Source organism: Streptomyces cinerochromogenes, from assembly GCF_014648635.1.
In the GTDB taxonomy this organism is placed as follows: domain Bacteria; phylum Actinomycetota; class Actinomycetes; order Streptomycetales; family Streptomycetaceae; genus Streptomyces; species Streptomyces cinerochromogenes.
Genome location: NZ_BMRM01000008.1, coordinates 250,288 through 262,109, shown reverse-complemented (window position 1 = coordinate 262,109; position 11,822 = coordinate 250,288). Strand labels below are relative to the sequence as shown.

Genomic DNA, 11,822 nt, shown 5'->3' with positions numbered 1-11,822 from the left:
CCCGCGCCAGGACGGGTCCGGAACCCGGAACCGGCCGGCCCCGCCGCACGGCCCCGCCCGAACCCGTGTCCACTCCGCTGTCCGGGTGCATTCCCGCAGTCGCACCGGTGTCGTTGGGGTGCGCCGGAGTCCGGCGGGGCGACTGATGGGTCATGCAGAAGGATCAGTTGTTCACGCGCCGCCGGATCCTCCTCGCCGGCGGGGCCGCCGCCCTGGGAGCCGCGGGTACCGCCGGAGTCGTCCTGGCCGGCACCGAGGAGACCGCCCCGACCGCCGCGGCACCCGTCGCCGGCCCGCAGGCCCGCCAGGCGCTGGCGCCCTCCGCCTTCCGGCTCCAGCCCCTCACCGGGTACGGCCCGCCGCGCGCCGCGCCCCGCAAGCTGAAGGTGCGCGAGGAGCCCATCCTGCGGATCTCCGGGCGCGGCCGGCGCATGGTGCTGACCTTCGACGACGGCCCCCACCCGGAGTACACCCCGCACATCCTGGACACCCTCGCCCACTACGGCGTACGGGCGATGTTCTTCGTGTGCGGCGAGTGCGTGGTCGAGAACAAGGAACTGCTGGCCCGGATGGCCGACGAGGGCCATGTCGTCGGCAACCACACCTGGACGCACCCGCTGCTGACCGAACTCGACCGGGGGGAGATCCGGGACGAGATGGAGAGCACCAGCGACGCCATCGAGGACGCCTACGGCGAGCGCCCGCAGTGGTTCCGCGCCCCCTACGGCGCCTGGAACCGCGCCGCCTTCCAACTGGGGGCCGACATGGGCATGGAGCCCATGGCGTGGACCGTGGACACCACCGACTGGTCGGAGCCCGGCACCGACACCATCGTGGACCGGGTCGAGGAGGGCGCCGCCCCCGGGGTCGTGGTGCTCTCCCACGACGCCGGGGGCGACCGCTCGCAGACCGTCCACGCCATCCGGGAATGGCTGCCCTATCTGATCGACTCCGGATACCGCATCAGCGTGCCGCGCCGGCGCGTGTGACGGTCACCGTCCCGGCCGCGGCGGCTCAGACCACCGCGGCCAGACGGGCGAAGACGACGACGTTCCCTTCGTAGCCGTTCTGCTTCGAGAATCCGCCCCCGCAGGTGATGACCCGGAGTTCCGGTGTGCCCTTCGAGCCGTACACGCGGTCGCCGGGGAAGTTGTTCTTCGCGAAGACCTCGACGCCGTAGATCTCGAACACCGCGGTCTTCCCGTCCTGGCGCAGGACCTCGACCTGGTTCCCCTTCTGCAGCGCCCCGAGACCGTAGAACACGGCGGGGCCCTGCTTGTTGTCGACATGGCCGACGACGACCGCGGTGCCCTTCTCCCCCGGGGAGACGGCGCCGGTGAACCAGCCGGCCAGGTTGGGGTTGTCCGGCGGCGGTGCGGCGACCCAGCCGTCCGTGTCCAGTCCGACCTGCACCACGGGGGCGTCCACCCGGATCGCCGGGATCCGCACCCGCTGCACGGGGGAGAACGGCAGCGCCGTGGGTGCGGGCGCGAGGGAGCCCTGGGTGGCACGGATGTCCGGGGCCGCCGCCGAGGCGGGCTGCGGCGGGCCGACGTCGAATTCTCCGGAACCGTTCCGGATGAGCGCCAGGCCGGAAAGCAGAGCAAGCGCTATGACGCCCCACGGGGCGCGTTTCCTCCGCCGCGCTTCCTCCTCGGCAAGCTCGGACAGCTTGGACGCAGACATTCGCCATCCCCTCTCGACGCGGTCGTCCCCACGTCCGTCGCGCATGGGAAAACGCTAAATCCCGCGCGGGCCACGGGCGACGGGGCGATCGGCGAACGGGTGGCGGGCCGCCCGTCCGGTGAGCCATCCGAGTTGCCGTTCCCAGGAATTTTCTGACGGTCCGTGACCTGCGGCAATATCAGATTGTCCGGTTGTCCGTCGGCGTGTCGGATCACCGGGACGGACCATTCTCGACATGCGGGCGTGTTCCGCGCGTCCGAGGGTCTTCCCTGGGAGGTGTTTCTCGCCGATCCACCGGGGACGGGACCCGGTGACCTCCCGCGGAGGATCACATGCGCAACCAACGTGCCCTGGCGGCGGCGTGCACCACAGTCGCCGTGCTCGGGCTCGCCGCCCCGGTGGCCGTCGCGGACGGCATGGGCAACGGGGGCGGACCGAGCGGCACCGACAACACCACCGTCATCGTCCCCGGCACCGGCAACATCGGCACCTTCAGCGGGAACGGCGTCTTCCCGGGGAACGGCAACATCAACGGCAACGGCCACTTCAACGGGAACGGGAACTTCAACGGCAACGGGAACTTCAACGGGAACGGCAACGGGAACGGCAACGGGAACTTCAACGGCAACGGCCGCGGGGGCGAGGGCTTCGGGAACGGCAACGGCCACGGAGGCAACGGGAACGGGAACGGCCGCGGGGGCGAGGGCAACGGCCGCGGCGGTGAGGGCAACGGTCGCGGGGGCGAGGGCAACGGTCGCGGGGGCGAGGGCAACGGCCGCGGGGGCAACGGCCACGGGGGTGAAGGCGGCGACCGAGGCGGCGACTTCGGCCGCGGGAACGGAGGCGAGGGCGAGGGCCACGGTGACGGCGTGAACTCGCGCGACATCTTCGTCACGCCCGACGTCCTGCCCGCCGGAGGCCGCCTCACCATCATCGTCAACGGCTGCACGTTCGGTACGGCGAGTTCCGACGCCTTCGGCACCGTCCGGCTGGAGTCGTTCCGCGACGACACCGCACGGGGTGTCGCCACCGTCGACCGCGCCGCCCGCCGCGGCCGCTACGACGTCACCGTGCGCTGCGACGGCCGCACCCTGACCCGCAGGGACGCCTTCACCGTGCTCGGCGGTGTCAACGGCGGCATCGGCGGAAGCAGGACCACCGGCGCCACGCCCGCCGACGTGGCCATCGGCGGCGGCCTGGTCACCGCGGCCCTGGTCGGCGGTGGTGCCCTCTGGATGCGTCGCCGGCACGAGAAGCGCGTCTGAGCGCCCCGGTGCGCCGCCGGGGCCACCGGAGCCGTCCCCGCGCCCCCGAGCCCTCGCACACCGACAGGCCTTCGCCCCGATTCCGCACGGAAGCGGGGGCGAAGGCCTGTCGTGGCGGCCGTACCGCCGAGGCGTCGGGCGCCGAGGCGGTGGCGGGTGCCGAGGCGGTGGCCGGGCTATCCGCCGGCGCCAGGGAACAGGCTCAGGAACGGTTCCGCGGTCACCGCGATGCCCCGGCTGTAGGGCGCGTCGAAGTCCCAGATGAGGAACAGCATGAAGGCGATGGTCGCGGAGAACAGCCCGGCCAGGATCAGCTCACGTCCGGTGCGCCGGATCTGGAGCGCGAAGACCATGCCGATGGTGATCAGCGCCCCGGTGAGCAGCCCCCACCACACCACCGGCGGCATGGTGGCCCCGGTGGAGTCGGCCCGCGCGTTGCGCGCCTGGTCGGCGGTGGCGAGCTGGTCCAGCAGGGGCTGGTAGGCCTGTGCCTCGAAGTCGTTCTTCGGACGGTAGTCGGTGACGTCCGCCCGGACCTGCCGCAGCAGTTCGGTGCCGCGGTCCGTGACGCGTTCCTCGTGCGCCATCGTCCGCCACTCGGAGTGGACGACGTAGGTCACGTAGGCGTCCAGGTCCGCGCGGATGCCGTCCCGGACGTCGGGCGGGTAGACCCGGACCCGTTCGGAGATCTCGTGCAGCGCCTGGGCCTCGGTCTGCACGTAGTCCTGGGCGGCGTTGCGGGCCTCCCACACGCCCGCGATGGCCAGGCCCAGCACGATGGCGTAGATGACACCGATCCACATCGTCATGTACTCGATGACGTCCGGGGTCTCGCTCGGATCCTCGTCCTCGGCGGCCGTCCGGTGCCGTAGCAGCGTGATGACCACCACCACGGCACAGGCCCCCAGCATCGCGAGGACGAGAACAAGCCAATCCGACAACAGGTGCCTCCAGAGGTGAGCGGGCCGGCGCGTCAGCGCGGACGCAGCGCCGCGACGGCGACGATCGCGGGAACGGTGATGAGCAGGACGTAGGTGACGGGCTTGGTGCGGCCGCGCGGTGGGTGGCTGATGGCGTGGGGTTGGTACGCCGGGTAGCTCACCGGGGTCACGGAGGGACGCGGGGCGGGCTTGGGCTTCGGCTTCGGCTTCGGCGCCGGCGGTGGGGTGGGCGTGGGTGACGGCGGGGGCGGCGGAGCGGGCCGGGCGGGCGGCCGCGGCGTGGGTGTCGGCTTCGGCCTGGGCGTGGGGGTCGGCCTGGGTGTGGGCGTCGGCTTCGGCGTCGGTTCCGGCGGGGGTGTCGGCTTGGGAGGCGGTGTCGGCGTCGGTGTCGGTGTGGGCGGACACGGCGGAGGCGGCGGCTTCGGGCAGGGCGGGTCGGGCCAGTGGTGGCCGCCGGCGTAGGCCACCGCCACCGTGCCGTCCGGTCCCGTCGAGGCGTACGCGCAGGCGTCGGCCGACGCGATGCCGGCCGGACAGCCCACCAGGGCCCAGGTCAGCGTCAACAGGGCCACGACCCTTGTGGCGGGCGCGCATCGGGTCACTTCGGGTCCATGCACGACGCAGATCATGAGGCGCGGACGGCTCCCGTACGCCGTAGTGCGCCGAGGTTGATCCGAATGAGGGAGTTGGTGCGGTCGGAGGTTTGACGAGCGGAACGGACCGCCGGAAAGAAATTCCGGCCGCCGTTGAACGCGCCGGCCCCTTCGGTGCGTACCCATGACCGTGCGGCGGCGCAGCAGGGCGCTGCAATATCCAGGCGAAAATGGGGAGTTTGACGATGAAGACCTCCTGGCGGACCGCCTCACTGGTGGCCACAGCCGCTTCGGTGCTGGCGCTGACGACGGCGTGCGGTCAGGACAACACCACCACTCCCGCGTCGGCGGCCCAGAACGTCGGGGCCACGGCCGCGGCCGGCGACTACGGCAACCCGGGCAGCGGTACCCAGACCGGCGCGGGCAACGGGTACGGCGCCGACGGCAACCAGGCCTCCGCCTCCGCGGCGCCGGCCACCCCCGCGGGCAAGCTCGCCGTGGCGAGCAACCCCGAACTGGGGAACGTGCTGACCGACGGCTCCGGCCTCACCCTCTACCGGTTCGACAAGGACACCGCCAACCCGCCCAAGTCCAACTGCGACGGCGACTGCGCCACCACCTGGCCGCCGGTTCCCGCCGACGACGCCTCCGCCGGCGCCGGCATCGACAAGGCGCTGCTCGGCGAGGTCACCCGCGCCGACGGCTCCAAGCAGCTCACCATCGGCGGCTGGCCCGCCTACCGCTACGCCAAGGACGTCAACGCCGGGGACGTCAACGGCCAGGGCGTGGGCGGCAAGTGGTTCGCCCTCGCCCCCTCCGGGAAGAAGGCCAAGCTGTCCGACCTGCCCGGTCTCTCCGTCCGCAAGGACCCCAAGCTGGGCGAGGTCGTCGTCGACAAGAACGGCATGACGGTCTACCGCTTCCTGAAGGACCAGGCCTGGCCGAAGCCCGTCTCCCACTGCACCGGGGCCTGCCTGGAGAAGTGGCCGGCCGTCGGACCGGTCAACACCGACGACACGGAGGGCGTGAAGAAGAAGGGCCTGATGTCCTTCTCCCGTCCCGACGGCGTCAAGCAGATGACGGTCAACTGCTGGCCGATCTACACCTTCTCCGGGGACAAGGCCCCCGGCGACACCAACGGTCAGGGCGTGGGCGGCACCTGGTACGCCGTCTCGCCCGACGGAAAGCCGGTCGGCGCGCCGGGCAAGTAGATCACCTCCCCAGGTCGATCGCCCCGCCCCCCGCCCGACGCGCGGCCGAAGATCCGCCCCCTCCGCACCGCACGGAGGGGGCGGATCGCTGTGCGCGGTGGCCGCGCGCACGGCCGGACAGCCGTCACACAGCGGGGTCATACGGGCACTTGCCGCAGGCAGTGACCGGGAACGGACGGTCAATTTCCGGTTCGGGTCGCTCCTTTGGCAGGCGATCAGTAGCCTCAGCTCGAACACCGGATCGCCTACACCTGTCCACGCCTTGGAGAGTCACATGGAGCGTCCCGCCTGGGCCCCACGGAGCATCGACATCACGGTGCCCAGCGTCTCGCGGATCTACGACTACTACCTGGGCGGTTCGCACAACTTCGAGGTCGACCGGGAAGCGGCCCGCAAGGCGATGGAGTTCATGCCGGGCCTCCCGAAGGTCATGCAGGCCAACCGGGCGTTCATGCGCCGCGCCGTGCGGTTCGCGGCCGGCGAGGGCATCACCCAGTTCCTCGACATCGGTTCCGGCATCCCGACCTTCGGCAACGTCCACGAGGTGGCGCAGACGGCCGTACCGGGCGCCCGCGTCGTCTACGTCGACCACGACCCGGTGGCGGTGGCCCACAGCCAGGCCGTCCTGGCGGGCAACGACGACGCGGACGTGGTCGCGGCCGACCTCCGCAAGCCCCAGGAGATCCTCGCGAGCCCCCAACTGGAGCGGCTGATCGACCTGAATCGGCCAGTGGCCCTGCTCCTCGTTGCCATACTGCACTTCGTGGAAGACGCGGACGACCCGTACGGTGCGGTGGCCGAGCTGTGCAAGGCGCTCGCGCCCGGCAGCCTGCTGATCCTCACCCATGCCTCGTACGAGGGAATCCCGCTGCCCGCCGAGCGGGCCGAGGGCGCGGTGGACGTGTACAAGGACATTCGCAACCCGCTGATCATGCGCTCGCGCGACGAGATCGCGCGGTTCTTCGAGGGGTACGACATGGTGGAACCCGGACTGGTGCCGATGCCGCACTGGCGCCCGGAATCGGCACCGGAGGACGAGGATCCGTACGCCTTCTCCGGATTCGCCGGCGTGGGGCGTACGGCGTGAGCGCGGAGCCGGACGGGCCGGAGGACAGACTGCGCCGGCTGACGACGATCTGGAGCCGGGCCCTCTTCCCGGTGACCTCCACGTCGCTGACCCGCGCCGAGTTCGAGGAACAGCTCCTGCCGCTCGCACGCCGGTTGAGCGAGCTGCTGCGCGCCCGCAGCTTCGACGCGGACGCGGCGAAGGCCGTGGGCGCCGCCCTGGTCGAGGCGCACTGCACCGACCCCGAAGCCCTCGCCCGCACCCTGGACTGCGTGGACGCCTACCTCGTCCTGTACTGCGGCGAGGACGGCCCCCAGGACGCACTGCGCATGCGCTCCTCACGCCTGCAGCACGCGATGGCCGCCGGCTACGCCCAGGCGCTGCGCGAGCGCACCCTCGCCGAGCAGGAGGCCATCGCCCAGGCCGCGTTGCAGGCCCAGGGCGTGGTGGCCCAGGCGCTGCACGCGAGCGAGGCCCGCTTCCGCGCGGTCTTCGAGGGCGCCGCGATAGGGATCGGCATCGCCGACCTCGACGGCAACGTCCTCCAGGTCAACAAGGCGCTGCTGCGCATGTTCGGCCTCTCCGAACAGGCGCTGCGCGGCCGGCGCGTCCAGGACTGGGTGCACCCCGAGGACGCCCCGCAGACCTGGCGGCTCTACGACGAACTCGTGCGCGGCGAGCGCGAGCACTACCACGTGGAGAAGGCCTTCAACCGCACCGACGGCACGGTCCTGTGGACCAACCTGACCGTCTCCCTGCTGCGCGACGCCGACGGCGCCCCGCAGTACCAGCTCGCCCTGATGGAGGACACCACCGAGCGCCGCCTGCTCAACCTCCGGCTGCGCTACGAGGCCACGCACGACGCCCTCACCGGCCTGCCCAACCGCTCCCTGTTCTTCGAACGGCTGGAGAAGGCCCTGAACGCGGGCGAGGGCCAGCGCTTCGGCCTGTGCTACCTCGACCTGGACGGCTTCAAGACCGTCAACGACAGCCTCGGCCACGCGGCCGGCGACCGGCTGCTGGTGGAGGTCGCCGACCGGCTCCAGTCCTGCGCGACCGCGCCCGGCGAGATGGTCGCCCGGCTCGGCGGCGACGAGTTCGTGGCCCTGACCACCGGCCCCGGCACCGAGCGCACGGTGGACGAACTCGCCGAGCGCATCATGAACGCGCTGGTCACCCCGATCAGCATCGACGGCCGCGACCTCATGGTGCGCGGCAGCCTCGGCATCGTGGAGGGCCCGGCCGGCGAGCGCACCGCGGCGGAGGTGCTGCGCAGCGCCGACATCACCATGTACCGGGCCAAGTCGGCCGGCGGCAACCGCTCCGAACTCGCCGACCCCGAGGCCGACGCCCGCGCGATCACCCGCCACGGCCTGACCACGGCCCTGCCGACGGCCCTGGAACGCGGCGAGTTCTTCATCGAGTACCAGCCCCTGGTCCACCTCGGCGACGGCAGCGTGCGTGGTGCCGAGGCCCTGGTGCGCTGGCTGCACCCGCAGCACGGCGTCCTCGGCCCCGACCGCTTCATCCCGCTCGCCGAGCACACCGGACTGATCGTGCCGCTCGGCCGCTGGGTCCTGGAGGAGTCGATCCGCCAGGCCCGCGCCTGGCGCGAGCGCTACGGCGAGGAGACCGCCGCCGGCCCGCTGCGCATCAACGTCAACCTGTCCCCGTGCCAGCTCAGTCACCCCGGGCTGGTGCAGGACACGATCGACATCCTCGAACGGTCGGGCGTCACCCCGGACGCCCTCTGCCTGGAGGTCACCGAGTCCGCGCTCATCGGCGCCGACGACGACCTGCTCAAACCCCTGCGCCGGCTGGCCGAGATGGGCGTCGACATCGCCCTGGACGACTTCGGCACCGGTTACTCCAACCTCGCCAACCTGCGCCGCCTGCCGGTGAGCATCCTCAAACTCGACCGGTCCTTCACCCAGGGCATGCAGCAGTTCCCGGCCGACCCCGTCGACCTCAAGATCGTGGAGGGCATCGTCACGCTGGCCCACAGCCTCGATCTCGCGGTCACCGTCGAGGGCGTGGAGACCGGAGCCCAGGCCGAACAACTGCGGATACTGGGCTGCGACACGGCCCAGGGCTGGTACTACGCCCGCCCGGGCCCGCCGGAGAGGCTCCACGACCTGGCCCTGGTCGACGCCACGGGCTGAGCCGCGCCGTCGTCCCCCTCCCGGGCGGCGACGGCGTCGTTCCCCTCCCGGGCGGCGACGGCGTCGTTCCCCTCCCGGGCGGCCACGGCGGCGGCCGCGCGGACGAGTGCCGCGGTGGCGGTGGAGCGGGACTGCTGCGGCCAGGCGATCGCCAGCAGCGAGGGCGGCGCGTCCGGGACGGGCCGGTAGACGACGCCCGGACGCGGGTAGCGGTCGGCGACGGACGCCGGCAGCAGGGTGACCAGTTCGCCCAGGGCGACGCGGGTGAGCACCTGGGCGAGATCGCGGCCCTCGCGCCGCGTCTCCTCCAGGAACCGGTGCAGATCCCCGGGGCGCAGCCCCAGGTCGGCGAGCAGGACGTGGTCGCGGGCGGCGAGCGGGTGGGCCGCGCCGAGCACCGCGACCCGCGCCTCGGCGACCAGGGTCTCGCTGTCCAGACCGGTGCGGTCGAAGGGTTCGTGGATCAGCGCGGCGTCGGCCTCGCCGCGGCGCAGCAGCCGCGGCTGCTCCAGCCAGCCGCACAGCCGGACCGTCACCGGTACGGCGGCGGGGTCGGTGGCGTAGTGCTCCAGGACCGGCTCCAGCAGGCCGGCGTCGCCGTCGGCCTTGACCGCCAGGACCAGCTTCCGGTCCGGGCCCGCCGCGCGCCGGGCCCGCCGGCCGGCCGCCTCCAGGGCGTCCAGCGCGAACCGCGCCTCGGTGAGGAGCACTTCGCCGGCCCGGGTCAGCGCGACGCTGTGGGTGGTCCGTTCGAAGAGGGTGACCCCGAGATCGGTCTCCAGCCGGCGGATCGCCCGGGACAGGGGCGGGGCGGAGATGCCCAGCCGTTCGGCCGCGCGGGCGAAGTTGAGTTCCTCGGCGACGGCGACGAAGTAGCGCAGCGGGCGGGACTCCACGGCCTGGCCCTCCTTCCGGCAGTGCCCTGAGGGTGGTATTGCCCTGAGGGTAACAACCGCGAGCGAAGCGGTCCTTCAGTTGCCGGAGGCCGGACGGCAGGCTCGACCCTGCCCGACTCCCCACCTCCCAGGAGCCTTCCGTGATCCTCGTCACCACCCCGACCGGCCAGATCGGCAGCCAGGTCCTCGACAACCTCCTCGACGCCGGGGACGCGGCGGGAGAGGTCCGCGTGATCGTCCGGGACCCGGCGCGCCTGTCCCCCCGGGTGCGCGCCCGCGTCGAGACCGTCACCGGCTCGCACGCCGACCCCGACGTCACCGCGAAGGCGTGCGCGGGCGTCGACCGGGTGTTCTGGCTGGCGCCGCCGGTGCCCACCGCCGACAGCGTCGAGGGACACTTCCGCGCCTTCACCCGGCCCCTGGTCGACGCGGTCCGCACCGAGGGCGTCGAGCGGGTCGTCGGCGTCTCCACCCTGGGCCGCGGCGTCGCCCGGAACGCCGGGCAGATCTCGGCCTCGCTGGCCATGGACGACGAGATCCGGGCCACCGGTGTCCACCACCGGGCGCTGTGCCCGCCGTACCTCATGGAGAACCTGCTCCACCAGGCTTCGGCGATCCGCGACAGCGGTGTCATCGCCATGGCGACGTACGGCGACCGGGTGCTGCGCACCTGCACCACCCGGGACATCGGCGCCGTGGCGGCGCGGCTGCTGCTCGACGGCTCCTGGACCGGCCAGGAGGACGTCCCGACGGTCGGCCCCGACGCGCTGACACCCGAGGACATGGCGCGCGTGGTCTCCGAGGTGCTGGACCGTCCGGTCCGCTTCCGGCGGCTCGGCGAGGCGGAGTACAAGGCGACGCTGCTGCGGCACGGCGCGAGCGAGGACTGGGCGCGCGGCGTGACCGACCTCGCGTCCGCGAGCGCCGAGCAGGGCTTCTACGGCAGCGCCGCGCCCACCACACCCGAGACCGCGCCCACGTCCTTCCGCCGCTGGTGCGAGGAGGTGCTCAAGCCGGCCGTCGCGGGCTGACCGGCACCGTGTGCGCACCCCCGGCCCTGCCGGCCCGAAGCCTCGTCCGGCCCCGCGAGCCTCGCCGGCCCCGTCTCCCCCGCCGCCTACCGCTCCAACAGCATCCGCTGCAGTTCCCGGGCAGCCCGGGGCGGAGCCACGTCGCTGCGGTGGGCGAGGGCGATGGTGCGGTGCAGGCCGGGGCGGGCCAGGGGGGTGACCCGTAGCCCGCGGCCCGCCCGGGCGGCCACCATCCGCGGTACGACGGCCACGCCGAGCCCCGCCCGGACGAACCCCAGCACCGCGTCCATCTCGCCGCCCTCCACGGCGAAGTCCGGCTCGAACCCCGCGGAGCGGCACGCGGCGACGGTCAGTTCCCGCAGGTCGTAGCCGTGCCGGAACATCACCAGCCGTTCCCCCTCCAGGTCGGGGATCTCCACCGCCCGCCCGCCCCGGCCGGGGACCGGCGCCTCCGGCGAGGACACCACCACGAGGTCCTCCCGCAGCAGCTCCACCGTCGTCAGCGCGGGCGCCGGCGTCGGCAGCGGCAGCACGACCAGCGCGAGGTCGAGCGCGCCGCGCGCCAGCTCCCGCACCAGGTCGTGCGAGCCGCCTTCCTCGATCAGCAGCCGGATCCCCGGATACCGGTCGTGGAAGGCGCGCAGCACGTCCGGCAGCAACCCCGTGCACAGGCTCGGCGTGGCCCCCAGCCGGACCCGCCCCCGCCGCAGCTGGACCAGTTCCTGCACCTCGTGCCGTGCGGTGTCCGCGTCGGCCAGGATGCGCCGGGCCAGCGGCAGCAGCGCCTCCCCGGCGTCGGTGAGCGTGATGTTGCCCCGGGCGCGCAGGAAGAGGTCCGCGCCCAGCTCCCGCTCCAGCGCCTTGATCTGCTGGGACAGCGACGGCTGGGCGACGTGGACCAGCTCGGCGGCCCGGGTGAAGTGCCGGGTCTCGGCGACGGCCACGAAGTACTGGAGCTGCTGGAACTGCAT

At 73.0% G+C, this 11,822-nt stretch carries 12 protein-coding genes; 7 read left to right on the top strand and 5 right to left on the bottom strand.

The genetic code is table 11. The features are described from left to right. Positions 1 to 152 precede the first annotated feature (152 nt). Complete coding sequence (locus IEZ20_RS17890) at positions 153 to 989, top strand: polysaccharide deacetylase family protein (protein ID WP_189299654.1); 837 nt, start codon at positions 153 to 155, stop codon at positions 987 to 989. A gap of 25 nt (positions 990 to 1,014) precedes the next feature. Here IEZ20_RS17890 and IEZ20_RS17885 read toward each other — a convergent pair whose 3' ends face one another. After that, entirely contained in the window at positions 1,015 to 1,686 is a 672-nt protein-coding gene (locus IEZ20_RS17885; protein ID WP_189299652.1) for a class F sortase, read from the bottom strand. 332 nt (positions 1,687 to 2,018) lie between these two features. Between IEZ20_RS17885 and IEZ20_RS17880 the strand changes: the two genes are divergently transcribed. Beyond that, a complete protein-coding gene (locus tag IEZ20_RS17880; RefSeq protein WP_189299650.1) occupies positions 2,019 to 2,951 on the top strand; it encodes a hypothetical protein in 933 nt (310 codons plus the stop codon). 176 nt (positions 2,952 to 3,127) lie between these two features. Here the strand turns inward: IEZ20_RS17880 and IEZ20_RS17875 are convergent, their stop codons facing one another. Continuing rightward, complete coding sequence (locus tag IEZ20_RS17875) at positions 3,128 to 3,892, bottom strand: bestrophin-like domain (RefSeq protein ID WP_189299648.1); 765 nt, start codon at positions 3,890 to 3,892, stop codon at positions 3,128 to 3,130. 32 nt (positions 3,893 to 3,924) lie between these two features. Continuing rightward, positions 3,925 to 4,053, bottom strand: coding sequence for a hypothetical protein (locus tag IEZ20_RS40390; RefSeq protein ID WP_268253066.1), 129 nt, complete (start codon positions 4,051 to 4,053; stop codon positions 3,925 to 3,927). A gap of 28 nt (positions 4,054 to 4,081) precedes the next feature. Between IEZ20_RS40390 and IEZ20_RS17870 the strand changes: the two genes are divergently transcribed. The 4 genes from IEZ20_RS17870 to IEZ20_RS17855 all read left to right on the top strand — a co-directional run bounded on the left by IEZ20_RS17870 (position 4,082) and on the right by IEZ20_RS17855 (position 8,924). Next, complete coding sequence (locus IEZ20_RS17870) at positions 4,082 to 4,354, top strand: hypothetical protein (RefSeq protein ID WP_189299647.1); 273 nt, start codon at positions 4,082 to 4,084, stop codon at positions 4,352 to 4,354. A gap of 376 nt (positions 4,355 to 4,730) precedes the next feature. Then, on the top strand, positions 4,731 to 5,696 hold the full coding sequence (locus tag IEZ20_RS17865) for an SCO0930 family lipoprotein (RefSeq protein ID WP_189299645.1): 966 nt from the start codon (positions 4,731 to 4,733) through the stop codon (positions 5,694 to 5,696). A gap of 274 nt (positions 5,697 to 5,970) precedes the next feature. Further along, complete coding sequence (locus IEZ20_RS17860) at positions 5,971 to 6,783, top strand: SAM-dependent methyltransferase (protein WP_189299643.1); 813 nt, start codon at positions 5,971 to 5,973, stop codon at positions 6,781 to 6,783. Next, on the top strand, positions 6,780 to 8,924 hold the full coding sequence (locus IEZ20_RS17855; protein ID WP_189299641.1) for a putative bifunctional diguanylate cyclase/phosphodiesterase: 2,145 nt from the start codon (positions 6,780 to 6,782) through the stop codon (positions 8,922 to 8,924). Before IEZ20_RS17860 ends, IEZ20_RS17855 begins: the two co-directional genes overlap by 4 nt. On the opposite strand, the gene IEZ20_RS17850 is transcribed toward IEZ20_RS17855, so the two are convergent. Then, positions 8,861 to 9,820, bottom strand: coding sequence for a LysR family transcriptional regulator (locus tag IEZ20_RS17850; protein WP_189299638.1), 960 nt, complete (start codon positions 9,818 to 9,820; stop codon positions 8,861 to 8,863). The two genes, IEZ20_RS17855 and IEZ20_RS17850, sit on opposite strands and share 64 nt — an antisense overlap. Positions 9,821 to 9,960: 140 nt before the next feature. On the opposite strand from IEZ20_RS17850, the gene IEZ20_RS17845 reads away from it, so the two are divergent. Further along, a complete protein-coding gene (locus tag IEZ20_RS17845; protein ID WP_189299636.1) occupies positions 9,961 to 10,851 on the top strand; it encodes an NAD(P)H-binding protein in 891 nt (296 codons plus the stop codon). 86 nt (positions 10,852 to 10,937) lie between these two features. Here IEZ20_RS17845 and IEZ20_RS17840 read toward each other — a convergent pair whose 3' ends face one another. Then, positions 10,938 to 11,822 (bottom strand): LysR family transcriptional regulator, encoded by an 885-nt coding sequence (locus IEZ20_RS17840; RefSeq protein ID WP_189299634.1) that lies wholly within the window; start codon positions 11,820 to 11,822, stop codon positions 10,938 to 10,940.